Source organism: Micromonospora sp. WMMD1155 (assembly GCF_029581275.1).
In the GTDB taxonomy this organism is placed as follows: domain Bacteria; phylum Actinomycetota; class Actinomycetes; order Mycobacteriales; family Micromonosporaceae; genus Micromonospora.
In genome coordinates, this window is the sequence record NZ_CP120742.1 from 4,407,611 (window position 1) to 4,433,439 (window position 25,829).

The 25,829-nt window shown below is 72.7% G+C and carries 21 protein-coding genes; 8 read left to right on the top strand and 13 right to left on the bottom strand.

Translation table 11 applies throughout. The features are described from left to right. Positions 1-13: 13 nt before the first annotated feature. Together mptB (O7617_RS20415) and mptB (O7617_RS20420) are read left to right on the top strand one after the other, a co-directional pair. A complete protein-coding gene (gene mptB, locus O7617_RS20415; RefSeq protein ID WP_282257431.1) occupies positions 14-1,414 on the top strand; it encodes a polyprenol phosphomannose-dependent alpha 1,6 mannosyltransferase MptB in 1,401 nt (466 codons plus the stop codon). Positions 1,415-1,511: 97 nt separating this feature from the next. Further along, positions 1,512-3,047, top strand: a complete 1,536-nt coding sequence (mptB, locus tag O7617_RS20420; protein ID WP_282257432.1) for a polyprenol phosphomannose-dependent alpha 1,6 mannosyltransferase MptB — start codon at positions 1,512-1,514, stop codon at positions 3,045-3,047. A gap of 68 nt (positions 3,048-3,115) precedes the next feature. Here the strand turns inward: mptB (O7617_RS20420) and O7617_RS20425 are convergent, their stop codons facing one another. The 3 genes from O7617_RS20425 to glnA all read right to left on the bottom strand — a co-directional run bounded on the left by O7617_RS20425 (position 3,116) and on the right by glnA (position 6,000). After that, positions 3,116-4,108 carry a hypothetical protein gene (locus tag O7617_RS20425; RefSeq protein WP_282257433.1) on the bottom strand — a complete coding sequence of 331 codons (993 nt, stop codon included), beginning with the start codon at positions 4,106-4,108 and terminating at the stop codon, positions 3,116-3,118. Continuing rightward, positions 4,105-4,470 carry a PadR family transcriptional regulator gene (locus tag O7617_RS20430; protein WP_282257434.1) on the bottom strand — a complete coding sequence of 122 codons (366 nt, stop codon included), beginning with the start codon at positions 4,468-4,470 and terminating at the stop codon, positions 4,105-4,107. Before O7617_RS20430 ends, O7617_RS20425 begins: the two co-directional genes overlap by 4 nt. A 105-nt stretch (positions 4,471-4,575) precedes the next feature. Then, a complete protein-coding gene (glnA, locus tag O7617_RS20435) occupies positions 4,576-6,000 on the bottom strand; it encodes a type I glutamate--ammonia ligase (RefSeq protein WP_278140896.1) in 1,425 nt (474 codons plus the stop codon). Between the two features lie 262 nt (positions 6,001-6,262). On the opposite strand from glnA, the gene O7617_RS20440 reads away from it, so the two are divergent. Beyond that, complete coding sequence (locus O7617_RS20440; protein ID WP_282257438.1) at positions 6,263-6,661, top strand: RDD family protein; 399 nt, start codon at positions 6,263-6,265, stop codon at positions 6,659-6,661. A 525-nt stretch (positions 6,662-7,186) separates the two neighbouring features. Here O7617_RS20440 and O7617_RS20445 read toward each other — a convergent pair. Then, entirely contained in the window at positions 7,187-7,873 is a 687-nt protein-coding gene (locus O7617_RS20445) for a DUF4191 domain-containing protein (protein ID WP_088988305.1), read from the bottom strand. 207 nt (positions 7,874-8,080) lie between these two features. On the opposite strand from O7617_RS20445, the gene O7617_RS20450 reads away from it, so the two are divergent. Together O7617_RS20450 and O7617_RS20455 are read left to right on the top strand one after the other, a co-directional pair. Next, positions 8,081-8,251: a hypothetical protein gene (locus tag O7617_RS20450; RefSeq protein ID WP_282257440.1), complete on the top strand. Its 171-nt coding sequence runs from the start codon at positions 8,081-8,083 to the stop codon at positions 8,249-8,251. 122 nt (positions 8,252-8,373) lie between these two features. Next, positions 8,374-11,271 (top strand): helix-turn-helix transcriptional regulator, encoded by a 2,898-nt coding sequence (locus tag O7617_RS20455; RefSeq protein ID WP_282257442.1) that lies wholly within the window; start codon positions 8,374-8,376, stop codon positions 11,269-11,271. Positions 11,272-11,434: 163 nt separating this feature from the next. On the opposite strand, the gene O7617_RS20460 is transcribed toward O7617_RS20455, so the two are convergent. Both O7617_RS20460 and lipA read right to left on the bottom strand, forming a co-directional pair. Continuing rightward, positions 11,435-13,063: a hypothetical protein gene (locus O7617_RS20460; protein ID WP_282257444.1), complete on the bottom strand. Its 1,629-nt coding sequence runs from the start codon at positions 13,061-13,063 to the stop codon at positions 11,435-11,437. 53 nt (positions 13,064-13,116) lie between these two features. Continuing rightward, the gene (lipA, locus tag O7617_RS20465; RefSeq protein ID WP_145779627.1) at positions 13,117-14,112 is read right to left on the bottom strand and encodes a lipoyl synthase; all 996 of its coding nucleotides are present in this window, start codon (positions 14,110-14,112) and stop codon (positions 13,117-13,119) included. A 439-nt stretch (positions 14,113-14,551) separates the two neighbouring features. Here lipA and aspS point away from each other — a divergent pair, with 439 nt between their 5' ends. Beyond that, positions 14,552-15,838: an aspartate--tRNA(Asn) ligase gene (gene aspS / locus O7617_RS20470; RefSeq protein ID WP_282257445.1), complete on the top strand. Its 1,287-nt coding sequence runs from the start codon at positions 14,552-14,554 to the stop codon at positions 15,836-15,838. A gap of 21 nt (positions 15,839-15,859) precedes the next feature. Here the strand turns inward: aspS and lipB are convergent, their stop codons facing one another. From lipB to O7617_RS20485, 3 genes are all read right to left on the bottom strand, one after another. After that, the gene (gene lipB / locus O7617_RS20475; protein WP_282257446.1) at positions 15,860-16,501 is read right to left on the bottom strand and encodes a lipoyl(octanoyl) transferase LipB; all 642 of its coding nucleotides are present in this window, start codon (positions 16,499-16,501) and stop codon (positions 15,860-15,862) included. A 97-nt stretch (positions 16,502-16,598) separates the two neighbouring features. Continuing rightward, entirely contained in the window at positions 16,599-17,900 is a 1,302-nt protein-coding gene (locus tag O7617_RS20480; protein ID WP_282257447.1) for a hypothetical protein, read from the bottom strand. Between the two features lie 65 nt (positions 17,901-17,965). Further along, entirely contained in the window at positions 17,966-19,798 is a 1,833-nt protein-coding gene (locus O7617_RS20485; RefSeq protein WP_282257448.1) for a DUF2079 domain-containing protein, read from the bottom strand. A 211-nt stretch (positions 19,799-20,009) separates the two neighbouring features. Here O7617_RS20485 and O7617_RS20490 point away from each other — a divergent pair, with 211 nt between their 5' ends. Then, positions 20,010-21,251: a PHB depolymerase family esterase gene (locus O7617_RS20490; RefSeq protein ID WP_282257449.1), complete on the top strand. Its 1,242-nt coding sequence runs from the start codon at positions 20,010-20,012 to the stop codon at positions 21,249-21,251. A 94-nt stretch (positions 21,252-21,345) separates the two neighbouring features. On the opposite strand, the gene O7617_RS20495 is transcribed toward O7617_RS20490, so the two are convergent. After that, positions 21,346-22,245, bottom strand: coding sequence for a TIGR01777 family oxidoreductase (locus O7617_RS20495; protein WP_282257450.1), 900 nt, complete (start codon positions 22,243-22,245; stop codon positions 21,346-21,348). A 45-nt stretch (positions 22,246-22,290) separates the two neighbouring features. After that, complete coding sequence (locus O7617_RS20500) at positions 22,291-23,280, bottom strand: aldo/keto reductase (protein WP_282257451.1); 990 nt, start codon at positions 23,278-23,280, stop codon at positions 22,291-22,293. Between the two features lie 56 nt (positions 23,281-23,336). Here O7617_RS20500 and O7617_RS20505 point away from each other — a divergent pair, with 56 nt between their 5' ends. Next, positions 23,337-23,711, top strand: coding sequence for a MerR family transcriptional regulator (locus O7617_RS20505; protein ID WP_282257452.1), 375 nt, complete (start codon positions 23,337-23,339; stop codon positions 23,709-23,711). Positions 23,712-23,799: 88 nt separating this feature from the next. On the opposite strand, the gene O7617_RS20510 is transcribed toward O7617_RS20505, so the two are convergent. Together O7617_RS20510 and O7617_RS20515 are read right to left on the bottom strand one after the other, a co-directional pair. After that, complete coding sequence (locus O7617_RS20510; protein ID WP_282257454.1) at positions 23,800-24,279, bottom strand: hemerythrin domain-containing protein; 480 nt, start codon at positions 24,277-24,279, stop codon at positions 23,800-23,802. 127 nt (positions 24,280-24,406) lie between these two features. After that, positions 24,407-25,744 (bottom strand): low temperature requirement protein A, encoded by a 1,338-nt coding sequence (locus tag O7617_RS20515; RefSeq protein WP_282257456.1) that lies wholly within the window; start codon positions 25,742-25,744, stop codon positions 24,407-24,409. Positions 25,745-25,829: the final 85 nt, after the last annotated feature.

Consider the following 25,829-nt stretch of genomic DNA (forward strand, 5'->3'; position numbering starts at 1 on the left):
CAGCATGTCGGGCGTGCCTCCCCACCTCGCGCGCTGGACCGGCCTGGTCGGCTCGACGCTGCTCGCGCTGTCCGCGTTCCTCGGCGGCGCGTTCCCGAGCGGCCCGCTGCGCAGCACCCCGGTCAGCATCTGGCAGGGCCCCCACGGGCCACTGGTCCTGGCCGCCTGGCTGGTCGGCACCGGCCTGCTGGCGTACGCCTGGTGGGCTCTGCGCGACGCGGTGCCGTCGACCCGCTGGGCGCTGGTCACCGTGGGGCTGTGGCTGCTGCCGCTGCTCGTCGCGCCCCCGTTCGGCAGCCGCGACGTGTACGCGTACGCCTGCCAGGGTGCCAGCTTCGCCGGTGGCATCAGCCCGTACGAGCACGGCGTCTCCGCGTTGCCCTGCCCCTGGCTGGACACCGTCTCCGTCATCTGGCGGGACACCCCGGCGCCGTACGGGCCGCTGTTCGTCCTCATCGCGGGTGCGGTGGTCGAGGTCACCGGGTCGCTGAACGCCAGCGTCGTGCTGTTCCGGGCCCTGTCCCTGGTCGGCGTGGCGCTGACCGCGTGGGCGCTGCCGGTGCTGGCCCGCCGGGCCGGGGTGCCCGCCCGACGGGCGGTGTGGCTGGCGCTCGGCTGCCCGCTGGTCGCCACGCACCTGATCGGCGGCCCCCACAACGACGTGCTGATGCTCGCCGCGCTGGTCGGAGGGCTGGCCGTGGTGGCCTCGAACCCGGGTCGGCGCGGAATGCTCCTGGTCGGCGGGCTGCTCCTCGGCATCGCCGTGGCGATCAAGGTCACCTCCGTGGTGGTGGTCCCGTTCGCCGCGTTGGCGGCGACCGCCGGGCCGTACCGGATCCGGACGCTGATCCGTGACGGCGGATGGGTGGTCGGCGGTGCCGTCGCCACCGTCGTGGGAGTGACGGTCGCCGGTGGGCTGGACTTCGGCTGGATCGGCGGGCTCTCCCAGGGCGGTGCCGCCATCGCCTGGACCTCCCCACCCACCGCCGTCGGGCAGACGATCGGCTACCTCGCGGTGCCGTTCGGCGGTCACGTCGACGCGTTGCCGGTGACGCGCGGGATCGCCGTGGTGCTGCTGGCCGTCCTGCTCGTCTGGCTCTGGTGGCGGGCCCGCACCCGGGACCCGCTGTTCTACGCCGGCCTGGCGCTCGCCGTCACCGTCGCGCTCGCCCCGGTGGTGCATCCCTGGTACTGGACGTGGCCGCTGTTCGTGCTGGCCGCCACCGCCCGGCGTACCGGATGGTTCCTCGTGGTCGCCCTGGTCGCGTCGTTCCTGATCCTGCCGGACGGCACCGGCCTGCCCCGCTACACCAAGACGGTCGGGGCGCCGCTGATGACGCTGTTGGTGATCGTCGTGGTCGTCCGGTTGGTACGGTCGGCTCGGGCGACCCGTCAGCCGGTCGCCGTCGACTGAGGGGGAAGGTGCGCCGGTGACCGCTCCCGGCCCGCCTGGTTCGTCTGGCCCGCCTGGCTCGCGCGGCCCGGCTGGTTCGCGCGGCCCGGCTGGTTCGGTGGCTGCTGGTCCGGTGGCGGCCTCGGGAGCGCGGTACGTCGGGCTGGCCGGCGCGATCCTGCTCGCCGTGGCCGGATACCTCGGCGGCGCGCTACCAGACACCCCGTTCGGCGCGACACCGGCGTCGATCTGGCGAGCCCCGGACGATCCGGCGACGCTGACCTGCTGGCTGCTCGGCACCGTGCTGCTGGTCGGCGCGTGGTGGTCGTTGCGCGACGGTGCCCCGTCGACCCGATGGGCGTACGTCACCGCCGGGCTGTGGGCGCTGCCACTGCTGCTCGCGCCTCCGCTGGGCAGCCGGGACGTCTACTCGTACGCCTGCCAGGGCTGGACGTACGCGCACGGCGTCGACCCGTACGCGGTGGGGGTGGCGGCGGCGGGCTGCCCGTGGCTGGACACCGTCGCGCCGATCTGGCGGGACACCCCGGCACCGTACGGGCCGGTGTTCGTCCTGCTCGCCGCGCTCGCGGTCGACCTCGGTGGCGGGTTGACCGGCACGATCGTGGCGCTGCGGGTCATCGCCGTGGCGGGGTTGGTGCTGGCCGCGCTCTGTCTGCCCGGTCTGGCCCGTGCCGCCGGGGTGCCGACAGGGCGGGCAGCCTGGCTGGCGCTGGCCGGGCCGCTGGTCGGCGTACACCTGGTGGCCGGGGCGCACAACGACGCCGTGATGCTGGGTCTGCTGCTCTGCGGGCTGCTGGTGGCGATCCGGCGACCGGGTCGGCCCGGGGCGCTGCCGCTGGCCGGAGGGTTGCCGCTGGCCGGAGGGCTGCTGCTGGCTGGAGGGTTGCCGCTGGCCGGAGGGCTGCTCGGGCTGGCGGTCACGGTGAAGGCCACCGCCGTGGTGGTGGTGCCGTTCGCCGTGCTGGCCGGGATGCGGCGCCCGTACACGCTGCGGGCGTTGCTGCGCGACAGCGGTTGGCTGGCCGGAGGGCTCGTCGGCGCGGTGCTGGTCACCTCGGCGCTGTCCGGTCTCGGCTTCGGCTGGGTGGGCGGGCTGACGCACAGCGGCGACTCCGAGCAGTGGACGTCGCCACCCACCGCCGTCGGGTTCGTGGTGGACTACGTCGGCGCGCTGGTCGGTCGGGACCCGCAGGCCGTACCGGTGGTGCGGGCGGCCGCCCTGCTGCTCCTCGCCGGGTTGCTGGTGGTGCTCTGGTGGCGGTCCTGGCGGACCCTGCGCCGGCTGGACGACACCCCGGTTGCGATCGATGGCCGGGCTCAGGTCGCGCCGGTGCGGTTCGAGGTGGCGCGTCCCCGGGTGGCGCTGCGCGGTGCGGCGCTGGCGCTGGTCGCCACCGTCGTGCTGTCCCCGGTCTTCCACCCCTGGTACGCGACCTGGCCCCTCGCGCTGCTCGCGCTGACCGCCCTACGGACGACGTGGTACGCGCTCCCGGCCGCCGTGGCGGCCTTCCTGGCCCTGCCGGACGGCACGAACCTGGCCCGCTTCACCAAGGCACCCGGCGCGCTGGCGATGACCGCGCTGCTCCTGACCGTCCTCCTCCGCGCCACCCGCCGCCGCAGTCGACCTGGATGATCATGAGGTTGACGGGGCTGATCCGGACGGAACGCCTCGCCAACCTCATGATCGTCACCGTCGTGGGGTCACCTCGCGCTCGTCCGCGCGCCGCAGGTGGGGCACTGTTGTTCGGGGGGTTGGGGGGTTCGGGTTTGGTGGGAGCGGAACAGGACGGTCAGGAGCAGTACGGCCGGACCGGCTACCGCGACGACGACGGCGGTCACTGCCAGTTCGGTGAAGGTGATGGGGCCGTACGCCGGGCCGAAGCTGTCGGCCAGGCCGGGCACCGCCAGGAAGCCGGCGGGGGTGAGCAGTGTGACGAGCGCCCAGCCGCCGCGGGTGTCCCCGCCCAGTGCCAGCCCCATGGCCAGCAGAGCCCCGACGACCAGCAACACTCCGCCGACGGTGGGCAGGAAGATCTCCAGGGTGGCGCCGTAGTAGAGGAAACCCGGGTCCAGGCCCACCAGGAATTCCGTCGCCATCACCGCCGACAGTGCGGACAGCGCGGGCGCGAGGCGGATCGCCCGGGAGGATCGGTCGGGCAGGGCGAGCCCCAGCAGGCCGAGGACCACCTGCGGCAGCAGCACCATCAGCGGCGGTCGGAGTGCGTCGAGCGCCGCGGCCACCGACGGCAGCGCAATCGTGAGCAGGAGCGCGAGGGTGATGGCCCACCGGGCGACCCGGCTCGGCGCGACGGCGATCACCACCGCCGCCAGCAGCCACGCCGCCCACGTGACGACACCGAGCGAGACGAACGGGCCGACGTGGGGGACGCCCCACTCCGCGGGCGGTGGATGCAGCTCTGCCGTACCCCAGACGCCGGCGAGAGCGCTCGCGGTGACCAGAGCCAGCAGCGCCGCGAGGCGTACCCCCGGGATCAGGCCGGTGACGCCCGCGGCCCGCAGCCGCTGGCGGAGGCCGCCGCGCACCAGGTCCGCGGCGTCCGCCGGCGTCGGCCAGCGTTGGCCAGGGGTGGCCAGGTCGAGGTAGGTACCGACGATCTCGGCGCCGCGGGCGCGCCGGTAGTCGGTGGGGTACGCGCGCAGCAGCCGGAGGTAGCGGCGTTCCAGGTCGTTCACGCCATACCTCCGGCCGTGCGCGGAATGGTCGGGAGGCTGGCCCGAGAGCGCTTGGACAACCGGCTGGTGGCGGCTTCGACGTTGCGGCGCAGCCGCTCGGTCTCGCTGCTCAGCGTTGTCTCGCCGCTGGTGGAGAGGCGGTAGTAGCGGCGCATTCGGCCGTCCACCACCTCTTCCCGGTCGACCTCGACGAGGCCGGCGTCGACGAGTCGGTCGAGCGCACCGTAGAGCGTCCCGGGGCGGAGCGACACGCGGTTGTCGGAGAGGGCGGCGACCTCACCGATCAGCCCGTAGCCGTGCATCGGCTGGGCGGCCAGCGCGGTGAGGATCAAGAAGGTCGGTTCGCGTAGAGGCGTGTCCACAGGGAGCAATGTATCGGACGCGAAGGTATGCCGGGGGGCGGCGCACAGCGAGCCGGGCCGGTTCCGCGATCGCGGAGCCGGCCCGGCCGGTGTACGAGTGACTGCTCAGCAGTCGTAGTACATGGCGAATTCGTGCGGGGTCGGGCGCAGGCGCACCGGGTCGACCTCGTTGGCGCGCTTCCAGTCGACCCAGGTGGAGATCAGGTCGGGGGTGAAGACGCCACCGTCGAGCAGGTAGTCGTGGTCGGCCTCGAGCGAGTCGAGCACCGCCGGCAGCGAGCCCGGCACCTGCTTGACGTCGCCCCACTCCTCCGGCGGGAGGTCGTAGAGGTCCTTGTCGATCGGCGTCGGCGGCTCGATCTTGCTCTTGATGCCGTCCAGGCCGGCCATCATCATGGCGGAGAAGGCCAGGTAGACGTTGGCCGACGGGTCCGGGACGCGGAACTCGACGCGCTTGGCCTTCGGGTTGCTGCCGGTGACCGGGATGCGGGTGCAGGCCGACCGGTTGCGCTGCGAGTAGACCAGGTTGACCGGCGCCTCGAAGCCCGGCACCAGGCGACGGTACGAGTTGACCGTCGGGTTGGTGAAGGCCAGCAACGACGGGGCGTGGTGCAGCAGACCGCCGATGTACCAGCGGGCGGTGTCGGACAGGCCGGCGTAACCGGTCTCGTCGTAGAACAGCGGCTCACCGTTGAGCCAGAGGCTCTGGTGGGTGTGCATGCCGGAGCCGTTGTCACCGAAGAGCGGCTTGGGCATGAAGGTGGCGGTCTTGCCGTTGGCCCACGCCTCGTTCTTCACGATGTACTTGAAGAGCTGGAGCTGGTCACCGGCGTGCAGCAGCGTCGAGAACTTGTAGTTGATCTCGGCCTGGCCGGCGGTGCCGACCTCGTGGTGCGAACGCTCCACGGTGAAGCCGGTGTCGACGAGCCGGCGCACGATCGAGTCACGCAGGTCGGCGTAGTGGTCGACCGGCGGGACCGGGAAGTAGCCGCCCTTGTAGGCGGTCTTGTAGCCCCGGTTGCCGCCCTCCTCCTCGCGGCCGGTGTTCCACGCGCCCTCGATCGAGTCGATGTAGTAGAACGACTGGTTCGCCGAGGTCTCGTGGCGGATCGAGTCGAAGATGTAGAACTCCGCCTCGGCGCCGAAGTACGCGGTGTCGGCGATGCCGCTGGCCGCGAGGTACGCCTCGGCCTTCTTCGCCACGTTGCGCGGGTCGCGGGTGTACGCCTCGCGGGTGAACGGGTCGTGGATGAAGAAGTTGAGCGCAAGAGTCTTCTGCGCGCGGAACGGGTCGATGAACGCGGTGGCGACATCCGGGAGCAGGAGCATGTCCGACTCGTGGATCGCCTGGAAACCGCGGATCGACGAACCGTCGAACGCGAGGCCGTCGGTGAAGAGGTCGTCGTTGACGGACTCGACCGGCAGGTTGAAGTGCTGCATCACGCCGGGAAGGTCACAGAACCGAACGTCGACGAACTTCACGTCCTCGTTCTTGAGGTATCGCAGCAGTTCCTCGGGATTGGCGAACACACATCCTCCTGGCACGTCCACTGGGTGGCTAGGCTTCTGGCGACGCTAGGGCCGGGGGGTTGCCCGGCCGTGTCTCCGTTGTTTCTGCCGTGTTACGTCCCTCGCGCAGCGTCAGCGACGCTCCGGTCGACGCCTCGGTCCGCTGCGAACGCCGTACCGACTGTGCCAGTCTAGTGACATCTGATGTGTTTGGCCTGAATCGGCACGCAGTGGCGGCGACACTCGGCAAGCCCTCGTCACGGCGCGGATACCCTTGACCGCTGTGACCAATCCGCACGCCCCGGCAGCGCCGGCCACCGACCCCACCTTCACCCCGCCGACCCTCGGGCGACGGTTCGGGGCGCTGATCATCGACTGGGTGCTCTGCCTGCTGGTGTCCAACTTCTTCGCCGACCCGGTACGCGACGGTTGGGCGCCGGTGCTCGTGCTGGTACTGGTCTACGGCTTCTTCCTCGGGCTGTTCGCCCAGACGCCCGGCATGTACATCACGAAGATCCGCTGCGTGAACTGGCACGACGGCGGGCGGATCGGGATCCTCCGAGGGCTGATCCGGGGCCTGCTGCTGGCCCTCGTCGTCCCCGCGCTGATCATGGACGAGCACCGCCGGGGCCTGCACGACCGCCTCGCCGACTCGGTCATCGTCGACGCGCCCCGCGGCTGAACCGACCCTCTGCGCCCGCTAAGGCGACCGAGCCAGCCTCAGCGCTCCCAAGATCGCCCTCGATCCTTGATGTGGTGGCATCCACACGTCACTGAGACCACTACAACCAGGTTCGAGCACGATCATGACCGCGCCCGGGTCTGCGCCGTCCGCGTCTGCGCCGCCTGCGCCGCCCGCGCCGCGCACCAAGATCCGAGCAACATCAGGGATGTTGGTGTCTCCCGCGTGTCGCAGGCAGCAACATCAGGGAAGTTGCTCGGATCTTGGCGACGGGCGACGGGCGACGGGCGACGGGCGACGGGCGACGGGCGACGGGCGACGGGCGACGGGCGACGGGCGACGGGCGACGGGCGACGGGCGACGGGCGGCTGGGCCAGGTGCGACAAGCGGACGGGCCTCCGGGACGGGCGTCAGGCCGGGGTGACAGGCGGGTGCGCGCGACGGGTGGCGTCCCTCTCCGGGGCCACGACGCGAAAGAGCCGGGCCCGTGCGGGTCCGGCTCTTCTCGGCGTACGGCCGAAGGGGTCAGCGGCCCCGCGACTGGCGGAAGGCGCCTGGCGGCCGCATGTTCTTCGGGATCGCGCCCTTGGGCATCTGCGGCCGGGCGGTGAGTGCCTTGAGCCGCTTGTCCAGCGAGTTGACGTCCTTGCCGGAGAGCGCGCGGGGGAGGCGCAGCAGCGTGGTCCGGAGCTTGCGGATGGGCAGCTCGCCCTCCTGCTGCCCGATCACGTAGTCGTGCAGGGGGGCGGAGCCGATCACCTTGGCCAGCCGCCGCTTCTCCTGCCCGAGCAGGCCGCGCACCCGCTGCGGGTTGCCCTCGGCCAGCAGGATCACGCCCGGGCGACCGATCACCAGGTGAACCATGTCCATCTGGGTGGTGGAGCTGACCGCCGGGGTCACCCGCCAGTCGCCGCGCATGTTCTCCATGATCTGCGCCGCCGCGCCGGGCTGCCCCTCGGCGGCGTTCATCATCGCCTTGTTGGACCGCAGGTTGAGCACGATCAGCACGGCGAGCAGGATGAACAGGATGCCCAGCGGCAGCCAGATCCAGCCCCAGAAGATGACCGCGACCACGGTGAGGGCGAGCGGGAGCAGCACCGCCGCGGCGACCAGCGGCGCGAACCACCGGTCCTGCTTGGCGGTGAACTGGAACACCATCCCGATCTGCTTCAGCCGCTGGCCGAACGAGACCTTCTCCTGGGGCTTTGCCATGCCGCAGAGTCTAGTGGTCGCCGCCTGCCCCGTTGATCCGCGTCCGGGTGCTGGGCCGACTGAGTACCTTACGTCGCCTCAGGCGCCCGGACCGGACGGGTAAGGAGGGTGCCGGTCGGGAAGATGAGGCGTCCTGCCCATGCCCGGGTGGGGCCTTCGCGCGAAGAGTCGTCAGCAGAAGACGACGACGCGACGAAGGAGCCCGACATGTTCGGCAACGACGCAGAATTCCTGCTCACCCTGCACCGCTCCCACTCCGCCGAGTTGCGCGCCGAGGCGGCTGCGGAACGGCTCGCCCGGTCGCTGTCCCGGCCGGTCAGTAAAGGTTGGCTGGGGCGGCGCAGGCAGTCCGGCCGCACCGCCGACGCCCGCCGGTGACCGCCCCCGCCAAGCCGGCCGGCCGGACCGAGCCGGGTGATCGACTCGAACCCGCCCCGCCGCCCGGACACCGGCCGATCGGCGGGGCGGGCGCTGCGGGCGGGCGTGGCATGCTCGAACCTGTGACCGTACGCACCGCCAGCTCAGTCCTCGTCGGCCGCCAACGCGAGCTCGCGGCACTGCGGGACGCGCTGGGCCGCGCCCGGGCGGGCGAGCCGACCACTGTGCTGGTCGGGGGCGAGGCGGGTGTGGGTAAGACGCGGCTGCTGGAGGAGTTCGGCAGCGGGGCCGGTGACGGCGGGGTGCGGGTCCTGGTCGGCCAGTGCCTGGAGTTGGGCGAGGCGGGGTTGCCGTTCGCGCCGTTCGCCGCTGCTCTGCGCTCGGTGCTGCGGGCCGACGGTCCCGAGGTCTTCGCCGGCTACGAGGCGGAGTTCGCCCCGCTGCTACCGGAGTTGGGCCGGGCGTCAGCGGCGCTGACCGGCCCGCGTGCCGTGCCGCTGGGTGACGCCCCCCGCGGCTACCTGTTCGATCTGGTCGCCGAGTTGTTCCAGCGGCTCGCCGACGCCTGCCCGCTGGTCCTGATCATCGAGGACCTGCACTGGGCCGACCGTTCCACCCGGGACCTGATCGGCTTCCTCGTCAGGGCGGCCCGGCCGGGTCGGCTGCTGTTGGTCTGCACGTACCGCACCGACGAGTTGCAGCGCGGGCACCCGCTGCGTCCGTACCTCGCCGAACTGGACCGGGCGCGCGGTGTGGAGCGGGTCGAGCTGGGCCGACTGGACCGTGACGGCACCGCGGCGATCCTCGCCGACCTGCTCGGCGCCGAGCCGCACACCCGTGCCGTCGACGATGTCCACGACCGGACCCAGGGCAACCCGTTCTTCATCGAGGAGTTGGCCGTCGCCGGTGACCCGGTGGGCTGCGCTGCGCTCCCGGAAACGTTGCGGGACCTGCTGTTGGCCCGGGTGGAGCGCCTCCCCGAACCGGCCCAGCGGGTGCTGCGCATCGCGGCCGCGGGCGGCACCCGGTTCGCCCACGACCTGATCGCCGAGGTCGCCGGGTTGCCCGACGTCGAGCTGGAGGAGGCGCTGCGCGCCGCCGTCGCCGCCCAGCTGGTGGTGGCCGACCGCGACGGTGACTACGAGTTCCGGCACGCGCTGGTCCGCGAGGCCGTACACGACGAGTTGCTGCCCGGCGAGCACGCCCGGCTGCACGCCCGCTTCGCCGCCGCGATCGAGGCGCAGCCGCACCTGGTCGCCGCCGGGCGGGCCCCCGCCGAGATCGCCCACCACTGGCACGCGGCGCACGATCACCCGCGTGCGCTCGTCGCCGCGAAGGTCGCGGCGTGCGCCGCCGCCGAGCGGTACGCGTACGCCGAGCAGCGCCGGCTGCTGGAGCGGGCGTTGGAGCTGTGGGAGTTGGTGCCCGACGCCGCCTACCTGCTCGGCATGGACCACCTGGCGTTGCTGGAGCAGACCCTGGACGCGGCGGTCACCGCCGGCGACTTCAGCCGGGCCAAGACCCTGACCCGGGCTGGACTGGCCGAGGTGGACGCCGACGCCGCGCCGCTGCGGGCCGCCCGCCTGCTGGACCAGAGCGGCCGACTGATGGCCCTGCTCGGCAAGAGTGACGGTGGCCGGGAGCTGGACGAGGCGTACCGGCTGGCGTCGGCCAGCCCGCAGAGCGCGGAGCGGGCCCGGCTGCTGGCCGAGATCGCCGCGCACCTGGTCAAGATCGACCCGCAGAAGGCGGCCCGGGTCGCCGCCGAGGCCGCCGACGACGCCGAGGCGCCCGGCGCGCACTCCGCCCTGCTGTCGACGCGGATCGCACTGCTGTGCCACGGCGAGCGGGACCTGACCGGGGGGCTGGTCGAGTTGGGCCGGGCGGCCGCCGCTGCCCGTGCGGCGGGGGACGCCCCGGCCCTGGTGCTCGCGCTGGTGTTCGAGTCGGACATGCTCTGCGAGCTGGGCCGGTACGCCGAGTCCGCGCAGGCAGCCGAGGCCGGCGTGACCGAAGCGCGGCGGGTGGGGATCAGCCGTTCCACCGGGGCGTACCTGTTGTCCAACCGGGCCGAGGCGTTGATCGCGTTGGGTCGGTGGGACGAGGCGGAGGCGGTGTGCGCGGAGGCCGCCCGGATCGACCTGTCCGGTGTCACCGCGCTGCACTGGCTCCAGTTGAGCGCCGGACTGCGGCTGGCTCGCGCCCGCCCCGGCGCCGACGAGGTGGTCGACCGGGCGCTCGCCTTCCTCAATCGGCCCTACCTGTGGCCGAACCACAGGTTGCCGCTGCACGAGCTGGCGATCGAGGCGGCGTTGGCGGCGGACGACAAGGTCGAGGCGGTCCGTGCGGCAGGCGTCGCGGTGGCCGACGAGAGCCTGCCGCAGCTTCCCCGCGAAGGCTGGCCGGTGCTCAGCGCTGTCGCGCGAACCGCCGCGCGGGTGGGTGACCGCGACCTGTCCGGGGCGGCCGGGGCGCTCGCCGCCGACCTGCCCGCCCGGCACCCGGCGGCCCGGGCACACGCCGCCCAGGTCACCGCGCTGCTCGCGGTCGGTGATCGCGCGTTGCCGGCCTGGCGTACGGCGGTCGACGCGTGGCGGGCCGACGGGCAGCCCTATCCGCTGGGCCGCGCGTTGCTGGCGCTGGCCGAGGCGGCAGCCGCGACGGGGGAGCGCGACGAGACGGCGGCGGCGATCACCGAGGCCACCGAGATCGGTCGGCGCCTGGGGGCGGTGCCGCTCGTCGAGGCGGCGGCCACCCTGGCCCGGCGGGTCGGCCTGCGCACCCCGGGGCAGGGCGGGGTCGGCGCGGATCTGCTGACCGCCCGCGAGCGGGAGGTGCTGCGACTGGTCGCCGAGGGGCACAGCAACAGCCGGATCGCCGAGCGGCTGTTCATCTCCCCGAAGACGGCAAGCGTGCACGTGTCCCGGATCATCGCGAAGCTGGACGTGACCAACCGCGGGGAGGCCGCCGCGTTGGCGCACCGCCTCGGCCTGCTCACCGAAACCGCCGGGCCCCGCTGACGCTGACCGCCATTGCCGGGCCGCGCTGACGCTGACCGCCACCGCCGGGCCGCGCTGACCGCCGGGCCGCGCTGAAGCTGACCGCCACCGCCGGGCCGCGTTGACGCGCGACCCCGCACCGCACGGAGCGAGAGCCACCGCGCGATGCGTCAGACGCGCAAGATCACCGGGGCAGGTAGATCCGCCAGCCGTCGATCGTGACCAGGTCGAGGCTGCCCGCGCGTTGCCGTACGTCCAGCGTGGCCGCCAGCGGCGAGCCGGTCGGTGCGACCCAGGCCGGTGCCACCGCGGCGTCCACCTCCCGCCGGTAGGCCGGGTAGCGGTCGAAACCGGGGCGCAGCGCGTCGTCGACGACAGCGCACACCACCTGCTCCGCGCTGGCGAAAGTGAGCCGGTTGCAGGTCCAGTAGTCGGCGCGCACCTCCCGTACGCCGAGTCCGCGCAGGGTGCTGACCAACTCGGCGTGCCGGGCCTCGGCCGCCCGGGTCGCCGACGCGGTCTGCGCCGCCCGCCAGGTGGCGTGTGCGGCGGTGCCCAGGGTGGCGGCGAGCAGTGCCACCGCGACCGGCCGGGCCAGTGTCCGTCCGACGCCGCGCGGGCCGGACGCCGCCGGAGGTCGGTGCCGGGCCACCGTCCACACCGGCCAGAGCAGCGCCGGCACGGAGATGAGCAGGCAGGACAGGTACCGGGAACTCTCCACCGGGGTGAGCCCGGCGGAACTGCTCACCGTGTACGCGCCGAGCGTCGCCACCGCGGCCAGCACGAGCGCCAGCGAGGTCGCCGCCGCCACCCGGTGCGGCAGGACCATGGTGGCCGCCGGTGGGGTCGGCGGGCGGCGTAGGGCCCGCCAGGCGGTGACGCCGCCGACGGCCAGCAGCAGCGGCAGGGCGAACGCCCACCAGAGTTGCCAGGTGGCGCACCGCCCGGGGTCGCAGAAACCCATGCCCAGCGGCGGGCCGAGCAGCAGGCCGCCGTGCAGGCGGTCCGCCCAGCCCGCGGTGGTGTCGGCGCCGCTGGCGGCGAGCACCGCGTGCAGCGGGTTCCGTCCGTTCAGCAGGCTGTGCAGCAGCAGCGGAGCCGCACCCAGCAGGGCCGCCGCCCCGAGCAGCGTCCCGGCCGCACCCCGCAGCTCCTGCCGGCGGAACCCGACGAGCACCGCCCCGGTCGCCACCACGTACGGCAGCACGAGTGGGTCGACCCAGAGCATCAGGCCGGCCAGGAATCCCCAGGCCGCCCAGCGGGCCGGTCGCCTCCCGGGTCGGCCGGCGGCCAGGTCCACGGCGAGTACGGCCAGCGCCACCCCGGCCGCGTTCATCTCGGGGTACCCGCCACCGGCGATGAGCTGGTTCTTGACGATCCGGTCGGAGCCGAGCGCCAGCAGTGCCACCACCAGCAGCCCGAACCACCGGTCCCCGGTCAGTCGCAGCGTCAACCGCCAGGCCAGCAGCAGGAACACCACGTACAGCAGCAGCGTGGGCAGTCGCAGACCGAACAGCGACGGCCCACCGGCCACCGCGAACACCGGCGCGGCCAGGTACGCCTCCAGCGTGCCCATGTACTGCTGCCCGTAGAACCAGACCGGGAAGCCCTCGCCCCGGGCGATGTGCAGCGCGGCCAGCCCCATGGTGGCCTCGTCGCTGTTCGTCGGAGGTGTCGCGTGGGCCAGCAGCCAGAGCCGGTGACCGACCCCGGCGAGCACCGCCGCCGCGGTGAGCCAACCGGCCGGTCCGAGGCGCGTGGCGGGCCGCGGACGACCAGCGTCGCGCGGCTGCTCGCGTACCCCGGTGGTCATCGCACGATCATGACACCCGGGCGCCGCACGGTCCGTGCGGCGCTGCCGGTGGGTCAGCCGGCGGTGACGACCGACGCGGCGGCGCGGGCGTCGATGGCCTGCTGGTAGAGCCGACCGGCCCGGTACGACGAGCGCACCAGCGGCCCGCTCATCACCCCGGCGAAGCCGATCTCCTCGGCCTCCTCGCGCAGCTCGACGAACTCCTCCGGCTTGACCCAGCGGGTCACCGGGTGGTGCCGGGGGGAGGGGCGCAGGTACTGGGTGATGGTGATCAGCTCACAGCCGGCGTCGTGCAGGTCGCGCAGCGCCTGCGAGACCTCGGCCCGCTCCTCGCCCATGCCCAGGATGAGGTTGCTCTTGGTGACCAGGCCGTCGGCCCGGGCCTGCCGGATCACGTCCAACGAACGGTCGTAGCGGAAGGCCGGGCGGATGCGCTTGAAGATGCGCGGCACGGTCTCCACGTTGTGGGCCAGCACCTCCGGCCGGGAACCGAAGACCTCGGCCAGCTGCTCGGGAACGGCGTTGAAGTCCGGGATCAGCAGCTCGACGCCGCAGCCGGGCTGGAGGGCGTGGATCTGCCGGACGGTCTCGGCGTACAGCCAGGCGCCGCCGTCGGGCAGGTCGTCGCGGGCGACACCGGTGATCGTCGCGTACCGCAGCCCCATCGAGACCACCGACTCGGCCACGCGGCGGGGTTCGTCGGCGTCGAACTCGGCCGGCTTGCCGGTGTCGATCTGGCAGAAGTCACAGCGTCGGGTGCACTGGTCACCACCGATGAGGAAGGTGGCTTCCCGGTCTTCCCAGCACTCGTAGATGTTGGGGCAGCCGGCCTCCTGGCAGACGGTGTGCAGCCCTTCGCGCGAGACGAGCCCGCGCAGCTGGGTGTACTCCGGCCCCATCTTGGCCTTGACCTTGATCCATGGCGGTTTGCGCTCGATCGGCGTCTCGGCGTTGCGCGCCTCGATCCGCAGCAGACGCCGCCCCTCGGGGGCCGCCGTTGCGGTACGCGCTGCCTGGCCGGTCGTCGGCGCGGAGTGCTCGATCGTCACGAAAACGAGCCTACGCCGGACGGCGGGTGTCTATGTGCGTCGGGCGACCGGCGTCACGCCCCAGATGTTGTGACGCCGGACACCGGCATGTCGAAAATGGGCGTCACACGAGAGGGTTTCGGGTGCTACGGTCGGCGCCAACAGCGACGACGGAGCCGAGTAGCGCGCCGACCCGCCAGTCCAGAGAGCCGCCGGTGCTGAGAGGCGGTCTGGCGCCGGTGCGCGAAGACCCTCCCGAGCTGCGGGCAGAACGGCGAACGCCTAGTAGAGCCCGCCCGGCTGGCCCCGGTCACCAGGCGACGAACGAGGCCCCCGCTACGGCGGGGGTGAAGGTGTGGTGGCACCGCGAGGATCCCGCTCGCCCACACCTCCCTGGGGCTGACGCGACGCTTCGCCGCCCCCGGGCGGCGGCGCGTGGCGATCGACCGAGGAGTCCGCCATGCAACGAACCCTGTCCCACCACCTGCCCGCCCGGATCGGCGAGACCGTGCGCGTCGCCGGCTGGGTGCACCGCCGTCGACTGCTCAAGTCGGTGGCCTTCCTGATCGTGCGCGACGCCACCGGCCTGGCCCAGGTGGTCGTCACCGACCCGGCCGTCCGCGCCGACCTGGAGAAACTCACCGAGGAGACGGTCGTCGAGGTCACCGCCAAGGTCACCGCGAACGACACGGCGCCCGCCGGGGTCGAGCTGACCGACCCGACGGTACGTCCACTCGGGCCGCCCGCCGTGCCGCCACCGTTCGACCTGTACCGGCCGGCGCTCACCGCGAGCCTGCCCACCCAGTTGGACAACGCGCCCACCGCGCTGCGACACCCCACCCGGTCGTCCGCGTTGCGGATCTCGGCGGCGGCGGTGGCCGGGTTCCGGGCCGCCCTCGACGCCCAGCGGTTCGTGGAGATCCACACCCCGAAGATCGTCGGCTCCTCCACCGAGAGCGGGGCGAACGTCTTCGCGCTGGACTGGTTCGGCGCGCCCGCGTACCTGGCCCAGTCACCGCAGTTCTACAAGCAACTGATGGTCGGTGTCTTCGAACGGGTCTACGAGGTGGGGCCGGTCTTCCGGGCCGAGCCGCACGACACCGTCCGGCACCTCGCGCAGTACACCTCGCTCGACGCGGAGCTGGGTTTCGTCGCCGACCACTCCGACGTGATGCGGGTGCTGCGCGACACGGTGGCCGGGATGCTGGACACGGTGGCTGAACGGGCCGGGGCCGCGCTGACCACGCTCGGCGTCGACGTGCCGGTCGTGCCGGCGGAGATCCCGGCGGTGCACTTCACCGAGGCGCTGGCGATCGCCGGTGCGCCCGCCGACGAGCCGGACCTCGCGCCCGCCCACGAGCGGGCGCTGGGCGGGTGGGCCCGCCGCGAACACGGCTCGGACTTCCTCTTCGTCACCGGCTACCCGATGGCGAAGCGACCGTTCTACACCCACCCCGACCCGGCGCGGCCCGCGTACTCGAACGGTTTCGACCTGCTCTTCCGTGGCCTGGAACTGGTCACCGGCGGGCAGCGGTTGCACCGGCACGCCGACTACCTGGCGGCGTTGGCGGCCCGGGGCGAGCCGACCGAGCCGTACGCCGGATATCTGGACGCGTTCCGGCACGGCATGCCACCGCACGGTGGCTTCGCCATCGGCCTGGAACGCTTCGTCGCCCGCCTGGTCGGCGCGGCCAACGTCCGGGAGGTCACCGCGTTCCCGCGCGACCTGCACCGCCTGACGCCGTAGGGCCGTGCGCCGGCTGTGCGCTCAGATGTCGATCAGGGTGGACAGCCGGCGCTCGACCACCGGCAGCACGTCGGCGACGGTGATCGGGCGGCCCAGCTCGGCGGTGAGCGAGGTGACGCCCGCGTCCCGGATGCCGCACGGCACGATCCGGTCGAAGTACGTCAGGTCGCAGTCACAGTTGATCGAGAAGCCGTGCAGGGTGACGCCCCGGGCCACCCGGATGCCGATGGCCGCCACCTTGCGGGCCGGCCCCCGGTCGTCAGCGGGCACCCAGACCCCACTGCGCCCCTCGACCCGGCCGGCGGTCAGCCCGAACTCCGCGCACACGTCGATGAGCAGCTCTTCGGTCCGGCGCACGTAGGCGACCACGTCCACCGGGTCCGGCAGGCGCAGGATCGGGTAACCGACGAGCTGCCCCGGCCCGTGCCAGGTGATCTTGCCGCCGCGGTCCACGTCGACGACCGGAGTGCCGTCCACGGGCCGGTCCCACGGTTCGGTGCGCTTGCCCGCCGTGTAGACGCTCGGGTGCTCCAGCAGCAGCACCGTGTCGCCGCGCTCGCCCGCCACCACCGACTCGTGCAGGCTCCGCTGCTCGTCCCAGGCGGCCTGGTAGTCGAGCAGACCGGCACGGACGGCCGTCAGGCCGGGGGTCGTCGTTGTCACGGCAACCAGCCTAGTCCCGTCCGGGGCGATCATCCCTGGTGAGCCGCCTCACCAGGGCCACGTCATGTCGGTCGCGCTGCCACTCGGCGGCGCGTCGTCACGCCGGAGCGGGGCCCGTCGCAGCGCGACGGCGGCGGGTCCGGCGGACGACGAGAGCGATCACGAGCAGCATCGGCGCGGCCACTGCCAGGTAGACCCAGAGCGGGGCGGCGAACGGTGACGGTCGGGGCTCCGGCCCACCGAACGCGGCCCGGGTCAGAAGGTCGCCCGGCACCATCAGGTCGGTCGACCCGACCGGCGTGGTCACCAGCACCTCGCGACCGCCCTCGGGCGACAGCGCGGCGAGAGTGGCCTGCCGGTCCGTGTCCGCCTCCGTCCTGGTGACATACCGCAGGAGCGGGTCGTCGCCGCGCCAGCCGACGAGCCCGCTGACCGAGGTGCCGGCCGGTAGGGCCCGGCCGACCGCCTGACCGGTGGCCGTGTCCAGGAACTCGATCCGCCAGCTGCGCGCCGCCAGCTGCTCGGCCGTGCACCTGGGCCCGGCGCAGCCGTCGAAGGCGAGCAGCGCGAGCCGCCGGCCGTCCGGATGCCAGGCGGCGGGGCCGGCCAGTATCCGCCGGTCGCCCAGGTCGACCTGCCAGCGAGGACCGCCAGCGGTCGGGTCCAGGACCACGAGTCGCTGGCGTTCGGCGAGCCGAGCGGGCACGTCGGGCGGGCCGGTGACCGCCACCAGGTCGCCATCGGGTGACCAGGCCGCCCCGTCGTGGGCGGCGAAGGTGCCGGCCGCGACCACCTGCTCGCTGCCCCCGCGCGGATCGACGACGAGCAGGTCGTCGGGCTTCTCCGGGTCGTTGAGCTGCTGATTGTCCGGCCCGTAGCTGATGACGTGGTCGTCGTTGCTGCGGGTGCCGAGCACGCGTCGCCCATCCGGTGACCAGGCGAACGGGTGCAGCCCGGGTTTCACTGTGCGGCGCTGCTGACCGGTGGTGAGGTCCAGCAACTCGCCGGACTGTGGCCGCAGGTAGTGGCGCCCGTCGGGGGAGAGCAGCCCGTGCCCCTCCGCCATGCCGATCGGGATGAGCCGGTAGGCGCCGTCCCGGTCGACCAGCACGCCGGTCGACTCGAAATAGCGGGTGCGGTCGGTGAAGAACACCAGCGCGGCCGGACCGGCCGGGCGTTGCCCCACGGTGGCCTGCCACAGCCACGGATCGCGCACCCGGCTCGGCAGCACCCCGGCCGTGCGGTCGGTGACAGTGCCTCCGTCGGCCGTGCCGTCGGTGACGGCGCCGCCCACGACCGTGGCGATGCTGTCAGCGGCCGTGGCCGTTGGAGCGCTGAGCGCGACGAGGACCAGCGCGACGGCGCCCACGACCGCGCGTCGCCATCGCCCACCGGTCATTCGCATCACCCCATTAGACGCGATCCCGACCGGTTACGATGCCCCGGTCGATAGCGTGGCGCGGTCTACCGGTCGGCGGGCGGGATGCGCCAGAGCCAGACGTCGTCGACCCGTTGCGGTTCGCCGAACAGGGCGACGCCGGTACGCCGTAGCGCCTCCTCGTCGACCTCGAACTTCGCGCCGTGCACCTCGTCGGCGAGCACCACCGTCTCGATCCGCCAGTGCCGTAGGTCCGACTGGACCGCCTGGATGGTCCCGTCGGTGATGATCGGCACCAGGCCGGTGCGACCGGCCTGGTCCATCAGGGCGCTCAGGGTGCGCGGGACCGGACCGATCCGGCCACGCCCGTCCGGCCCTCCGGGGCCGAGGAAGAAACCGCCGGGGATCGCGAACTCGCCCTGCCGGTGCGACAACGCGTACGCCTGCCAGCGCTGGCCGTCCGGGTAGATGTCCACGGTCAGCGGCACCGGGGTCAGCACCCCGTCCGGTGAGACGTACTCCCGCCAGGTGCCGGACGTGATGAACCGCGGGATCGGTTCCCGCTCGTCGGTCAGCAGCGGGGTGGGCAGCAACGGCACCAGGGCCGCCGCGAACCCGATCACCCAGGCCAGCTCCGTGGGGCGGTACCGGGGTGGTGCGGTGCGCAGCTGGTCGACGGCGTACGCCAGCACCAGCCCGATCACCGGCGCGACGATCAGGGCCAGCCGGGCGGGCAGCGCGGCGTTCACCACGGGAAGCTGACCGAGCACGTCGAACGGCATGGGCAGGTCGGTGCGACGCCCGTCGACCTTGGCGACCGGGCCGAAGGAGAGCACCGAGAAGATCAGCGCCAGGGCGCCCAGCGCCCAGAGGGTGGCCCGGCGGTTCGCGTCGGCCCGTCGCCAGAGCGCGACGAAGCAGATCACGGTGAGGATCAGCAGCGGGATGCCGAAGAAGGAGTTCTCCTCCGTCGGGTTCGGCGCGAGCGAGGTGCCGAGCCCCGCCTCACCGGCCAGCGAGCGGCGCGGGAAGGCGGCGAACGCCGCGATGTCCTCGGAATGGATCACGGGGTCGAAACCGGTGCCGTGGAACCGTTGCGGCCCGGCGAAGTGCAACCACAGCGGGTACGACAGCAGCACACCGGCGACCACGGCGGTCACCCCGAGCCCGCGCAGGAAGTCGGGCAGCACGGCGCGTGCCTCGGCGCGGTTGGCCGGGTGCAGCGCCCAGACGGCGACGAACACCCCGAGCGCCAGCGCGGTGAAGAAGAGCCCTTCGGCGGCGATTGAGAAGGCCACCGCGACCAGCACGCCGAGGATCACCCCGTCGCGCAGCCAGTGCCCCGCCCGGCGCAGCGCGAACAGCCGCCAGACCAGCAGCGGCACCAGCCAACCGGCGGTCCAGTTCAGGTGGGCGTTGGCGTGCGACACCATGCCGGGGGAGTAGGCGATGAACAGGGCACCGATCCCGGCGGCCAGCCGGCTGCGGACCAGGTGCCGGGAGAGGAACCAGTACCAGGCCAGCGCGGTGGCGAACAGGTTCAGGGTGAGGATCACCAGGAACGTCGCCGGCGGCCCGATGAGGAACGTGAGCGGGGCGAACACCACCGCGTACACCGTGATCGAGGTGTTGACCGCGAGGTTCACGCCGTCCGGGACGTTGATCAGGTAGGTGAAGAGCGGGTTGTCGCCGTGGGTGACCGCGTGCCCGCCGAAGGCCAGCAGCCACTCGAAGAGAGCCTGGTCGCTGGAGTTGGCGGTGATCGTGCGGGTGTTCGGGTCCCGCCACAGCCCGCTCGTCACCCAGACGGCGAGCGCGAGCGCCACCAGCGCGACGATCAGGTCGGCCCGGCGGTCCCGGACGACACGTGGCGGTGACGCTGGTGCGGGCCCGGTGGCCAGCGACGGGGAGGACGGCACGCAGCGGACGTTACCAACCGGACCTGGACACGCCGGTCAGACCGGCGGTTGTGGTGGCTTCCCCTTCGGCGGCGGCGGTCGCTGGTTCGGCGTACACAGCGGTCGCCGTAAATGTGTGAGTGTGCCCCATGTCATAACGGCGACACATCGTCGTAACGTCTCGGCAATTCGACAGTGACCCAGTTCACAGTCCGCCCCTCAGGAGGCTGCCGTGCGCCGCTCCTCGTCCACCCTCACCCGGCTGACCGGCGCCATCGCCGGGCTCGCCCTCGCCCTGGTCGGAGCGTTCGCCGTCGCCGCACCCGCCCAGGCCGCCACCCTCACCCAGGTCACCGGGTTCGGCTCCAACCCGGGCAACCTCGCCATGTACGCCTACCGCCCGGACAACCTGCCGGCCAACTCCCCGGCCGTCGTCCTGCTGCACGGGTGCGTCCAGAACGCCTCCGGCTACTTCGCCAACTCGGGTTGGCAGAAGTACGCCGACCAGTGGAAGTTCGCCCTGATCGTCGCCCAGCAGCCGTCCGGCAACAACGCCAACTCCTGCTTCAACTTCTTCGAGGCCGGGGACACCACCCGAGGCCAGGGCGAGGCGCTGTCGATCAAGCAGATGGTCGACCACGCCAAGGCCAACTTCGGCGTGAACGGCTCCCGGGTCTACGTCAGCGGCCTCTCCGCCGGTGGGGCGATGAGCGCCGTCATGCTCGCCACCTACCCGGACGTCTTCGCCGCCGGGTCGATCATCGCGGGCATCCCGTACCGCTGCGCCACCAGCATGGTCAACGCGTTCAGCTGCATGAACCCGGGCGCGGACAAGACCCCGGCCGCCTGGGGTGACCTGGTGCGCGGCGCGTACTCCGGCTACACCGGCCCGCGCCCCCGGGTGGCCATCTGGCACGGCACCTCGGACACCACCGTCACGCCGCTCAACGGCACCGAGTCCCGCGACCAGTGGACCAACGTGCGGGGCGTCTCGCAGACCCCGAGCAGCACGTCGTCGCTTCCCGGCAACACGACCCTCGAGGTGTACGGCAACGACGACGTGCGCCTCTACCGGGTCTCCGGGATGGGCCACGGGACGCCGGTCGACCCGGGCTCGGGCGCGGACCAGTGCGGCACCGCTGCGGCGTACTTCCTGGACACCATCTGCTCGACGTACCGGGACGCGCTCTTCTTCGGCCTGAACGGCGGCGGCACCGGCCCGACCCCCACCCCGACCGTCACCCCGACCCCGACTCCGACCGTCACGCCGACCCCGACCCCGACGCCCACCCCGACCGTGCCGGCGACCTGTGTGACCGCCAGCAACTACGCGCACGTGGCGGCCGGCCGGGCGTACCAGTCCGGTGGCTACGCCTACGCCAACGGCTCCAACCAGCGGATGGGCCTCTACAACACCTTCTACACCAGCGCCCTCAAGCAGACCGGCCCCAACTACTGGGTGATCGGCTGCTGACCCCACCCCTGCCCCTGTTGATCAAGAGGTTTGCGTCATCAGGAAGCCGAAATCTGACGCAAACCTCTTGATCAACGCCGATTGTGGCGGGTGGTCAGGGGGTCAGGGCTGCGCGCAGTGCGCCGGGCAGATCAGGGTGCTGGTAGCGGTAGCCGGCTCTCGTCAGGACGCCGGGGAGGACCCGGGTGCTGGTGAGGGCCTCGTGGGCGAAGCCGCCGAGGACGACCTTGAGCGCCAGCGCGGGGATCGGGATGATCGCCGGCCGGTGCAGCTGCCGGGCCAGCTCGCTGGTGAACTCGGCGTTCGTCACCGGGTTCGGCCCCACCACGTTGACCGGGCCGGAGATGTCGTCGCGGTCCAGCAGGAAACGGGCCGCGTCCAGCCAGTCCTCCATCGAGATCCACGGCAGCCACTGCCGGCCGCTGCCCAGCCGACCGGCGATGCCCAACTTGAACGGCAGCAACTGCGGTTTGAGCAGACCACCGTCGCGGTCCAGCGGCAGGCCGGTACGCAGCCGTACGACGCGTACCCCGGCGTCCTCGGCCGGTCGGGTCGCGGCCTCCCACACCCGGCAGACGTCGGCCAGGAAGCCCTCACCGGCCGGCGCGTCCTCCTCGACCGCCCGGTCGCCGGTGTTGCCGTACCACCCGACGGCCGAGGAGTTGAGCAGCACCCGGGGGCGGTCGGCGGCGGGGAGCCCGGCGATGGTGGTCGCCAGTGTGGTGGTGCTGTCCGCCCGGCTGGTGCGGATCAACCGCCGGTAGTCGTCGTTCCAGCGCTTGTCGCCGACGCCCGCGCCGGCCAGGTTGACCACCGCGTCCGCCTCGGCGGCCACGGCCGGGTCGAGCTGCGCGGCCGCCGGGTCCCAGCGCCGCTCCTGAGGACCCCGCGGTGCCCGACGGACCAGCCGGGTGACGTCGTGCCCGTCCGCCGCGAACCGGTCGGCCAGCCGGGTACCGAGGAAGCCGGACGCGCCGGCCAGAAGGATCCGCATACCCCCATCTTCGTCCAGAACGCCGTCGGTGGATGCCCGGTGGGCTCAGGCGGGGCGCAGATCGGCGAGCAGACGCTCCACCTCGGCGTACGCGTCGGCGTCGAGCGGCCCGAGCTCCAGGGTGGCCAGGTTCTCGTCGGCCTGCGCCACGGTGCGCAGGCCGGGGATCGGCACCGTACGCGGGCTGCGGGCCAGCAGCCAGCCCAACGCGCCCTGCGCGAGCGTCCGCCCGTCGGCGGTGAGCGCCGCGCGGACCTGTTCGACGCGGGTCGCCCAGCGGGGCGTCGGTCGGCCGTCGGTGAACCAGTCCAACCACTCCGGCGCCCGCCCGCGCACGTCGTCCGTCCCGACCGCCCGCGTCGACCCGGTGAGCAGGCCCATCGCCAGTGGCCCACGGTTGAGGCTGGCCAGGTCGTGGGTGTCGCAGACCGCCAGCACCGCCGCGTTGTCCCGCAGCACCGACTCGTCGTGTTGGATGGCGGCACAGTGCGGGCCGGCGGCAGCGAACGCCTCCGCCGAGGCCGGTTCGTCGGTGCTCCAGCCGTACGCCCGGATCTTGCCCTGGTCGACCAGGGCCTCCAGGGTGTCGACCAGATCGAGCGCGGCGGGCACCGGCAGCTCGTTGATGTGCAGTTGGTACAGGTCGACGTGGTCGGTGCCGAGCCGGCGCAGCGAGTCTTCCAGGCTGCGTACCGCGAAGGCCGGGCTGGCGTCGGTGCCGAGCGCGCGCCGGGTGGCCTCCTCGCTGACGTTGCCGAACTTCGTGGCGATCACCACGCCGTCCCGTCGGCCGGCCAGGGCCCGACCGAGGATCCGCTCGCTGTGCCCCGCGCCGTAGTTGCTGGCCGTGTCGAACAGGGTCACCCCGAGGTCGAGCGCGCGGTGGATGGTGCGGATCGACTCGTCGTCGTCCACCTCGCCCCAGCCGAAGGGCTGTCGGTCGTCGCCCCAGAGCGGGCCACCGATGGCCCAGCACCCCATCCCGATCGCGCTCACCTCGATGCCGCTGCGTCCCAGCGTTCGTGTCATCGTCATGCGCTCCACCCTCCAACCTGGAGCGCGCTCCAGGTCAAGCACTACGATTCCGCGACATGAGCGGTTACGCCCCCTCGGAGGCCGCCCGCCGCAGCGGCTTCAGCCTGGACACCCTGCGGTACTACGAGAAGATCGGCCTGCTCGCCGACGTGGAGCGGACGGCCGGTGGGCAGCGGGTCTTCACCGACGACGACCTCGGCTGGCTGGAGCTGTTCCGGTGCCTGCGCGACACCGGGATGCCGATCGCGCAGATGCGCCGCTACGCGCAACTGGCCCGCGCGGGTGAACACACCGCCGACGAGCGTCGTGAGCTGCTGCAACACCACGCGGTACGGGTCGAGGAGCAGATGGACCTGCTGCAGCGCCAGTACGAGCACCTCCGGGCGAAGATCCGCTACTACGAGCGGCTGCCCGGCCCGGAGCCGTCGTGACGGTGGTCGGCACCGGCAGCTGTGCCGATGTGGCGGTGTCCCGCGGTCGGTGACCCCGCCACATCGGCGATCCGGAGTCGATCACGGCTCAGCCGGGCGGCACGGTCAGGCCGAGGAGGTCCTCGGCTGTCCCGGGTCGACCGGTGAGCGCGTTCAGGGCGGTGACCAGTCGCTTCTCCTCGTAGCGGAAGTGCGACTCCAGCAGCGCGGCCAAGCCGTCCAGCTCACCGCGTACCTGCTCGACCGGCACTGCCACGTCACCGGCCAGCAACGCCTCGACCCGCCCCAGGATCCCCGCCACCACCTCGTGGTCGGTGATCAGGTTGGCGATGACCGGACGCAGTTCGGGGGCCTGCTCGGCCAGCAGCCGGAACGCGCCGGTGTCCTCACCGGTGTGGTGTCGACCCAGGGCGGTGCAGAAGGTCAGACAGTGTGCTCGCAGGTCACGCGACGGGGTGCCGAGGCTTGCCCGGAGACGGGCCAGCTCCGCGCTGAGCCAGAGGTGGATCTCGATCATCTGATTGCCGACGGCGGCGAGCCGGTCGGCCGGTGAACCGGTCGGGTGCACGTTCGTCCCATGCTGTCCCCGCGCCTCCATGCCCACGGCGGCCTTCGTGCCGGGTGCACCGCGACGCTGCGCCGGAGTCTATCCCGACCGGACGGGCCGGTGCCGCCCTGTCACCGGGGTCCGCCGCTTAGGGACCCGTCGGCTCGTCGCTCTCCGGGACGTCGTGCCAGCGCGCACGCCAGGCCGCCTCGTGCGCCTCGTGGGTGGTCCGCTCCTGGAAGACGGCGGACCGCAGCGCGTGCCGGGACTGCGACATCACCAGCACCTCCACGGCCACCAGGCCCACACAGATAAGCGTGGCGAGGATGAGCGTGCACAGTACCGGCAGGTGCTGACCGATCGGGAGGGCGGCTGCGAGCACCACGATGACGCCGACCCGGGTCCAGCTGACGGTGTGCAGGGTACGCAGCTGGAACAGCAGGTTGACAGCGAAGTAGCAGATCAGCCCACCGAAGAGCATCGGCACCGCCGGCCCCTCGATCTTCTCGGCGATCCCGCCGGCCGGATCGGTGATCTTGTGCAGCATCTGCTCGTTGCCGATCGAGAAGAGGATCACCCCGGCGATCATCGGCAGGTACGCGTACGCGTACGCGTCGCGGGCCATCGCCACGCGGGGGGCGCCCTCCGCCGCGTGCAGGGCGATCCGGGCGGCCGGGCCGATGAAGTCGAAGTGCGCCCACCAGAGGGCGGCGGTGATCACGATGCCGAGCGCGGCGGCGGCCACCGCCGGCCAGGTCACCGGCTTGCCGAGCAGGTTGCCGCCCACCCCCGTGGAGATGATGGACTCGCCCAGCGCGATGATCAGGATGAGGTCGTAGCGCTCCGTCCAGTGCTCGGCGCTGGTCACCCCCCAGCCCCAGGTGCCGACGATGAAGCCGGTGGCGTACTGCACCACCACCACGGTGATCCACAAGCCGTCGCGGACCAGGGCGGCGTCGTCCGGGTCGGCGATCTGCGGCGGGATCAACGCGGCGGCCAGCAGCAGCACGATGCTCACCGCCAACTCCGGGGCGAAGCGCCGCAGTTGCCGGCGTTCCTGCGGGCTGTCCCGCACCACGTGCTGGTAGAGGATCATGTGGACGGCCCGGACCACGACGTAGCTGATGGCGACGAGCATCGGGCCCGCCGTGCTGCCCTTCGGATCACTGAACGCCTGGGGCAGCGCCAACGCGAACGCGAACAGGGCCACCATCGCGATCACCATGAGCACCGGGACGTAGCCCTCGCCGAGCCGGACCCGGGTGGCGACCAGGCTGTGCACCACCCAGATCCACCAGAGCACGGCGAGCACCAGAGCGGCGTGCAACAGTTGCCGGCCGGTGATGTTCGCGGCCGTCGCCCGGGTGATGATGAAGAACGAGAAGACGAAGACGAGGTCGAAGAAGACTTCGAACTTGTCGACCCGGGCGCCGGGGGCGATCGGGACGGCCGGTCCCAGTTGCCCACGCCGCCGGTGACCGCCCACGCCCCCACTCTGGCAGCGTCCGGGCTGGTCGGAGGGGCGAACAGCGATGGCCGGGGCATCCCGGGTTACCTCCGGCCCGGGCCGG

Excerpts from the sequence above, each read along its gene's own strand:
- O7617_RS20445 (WP_088988305.1), bottom strand. The coding sequence starts at position 7,873 with ATGGCAAAGCCCCAGGAGAAGGTCTCGTTCGGCCAGCGGCTGAAGCAG.
- O7617_RS20450 (WP_282257440.1), top strand. The coding sequence starts at position 8,081 with ATGTTCGGCAACGACGCAGAATTCCTGCTCACCCTGCACCGCTCCCAC.
- O7617_RS20460 (WP_282257444.1), bottom strand. The coding sequence starts at position 13,063 with ATGACCACCGGGGTACGCGAGCAGCCGCGCGACGCTGGTCGTCCGCGG.
- aspS (WP_282257445.1), top strand. The coding sequence starts at position 14,552 with ATGCAACGAACCCTGTCCCACCACCTGCCCGCCCGGATCGGCGAGACC.
- O7617_RS20480 (WP_282257447.1), bottom strand. The coding sequence starts at position 17,900 with ATGACCGGTGGGCGATGGCGACGCGCGGTCGTGGGCGCCGTCGCGCTG.
- O7617_RS20495 (WP_282257450.1), bottom strand. The coding sequence starts at position 22,245 with ATGCGGATCCTTCTGGCCGGCGCGTCCGGCTTCCTCGGTACCCGGCTG.
- O7617_RS20500 (WP_282257451.1), bottom strand. The coding sequence starts at position 23,280 with ATGACGATGACACGAACGCTGGGACGCAGCGGCATCGAGGTGAGCGCG.
- O7617_RS20505 (WP_282257452.1), top strand. The coding sequence starts at position 23,337 with ATGAGCGGTTACGCCCCCTCGGAGGCCGCCCGCCGCAGCGGCTTCAGC.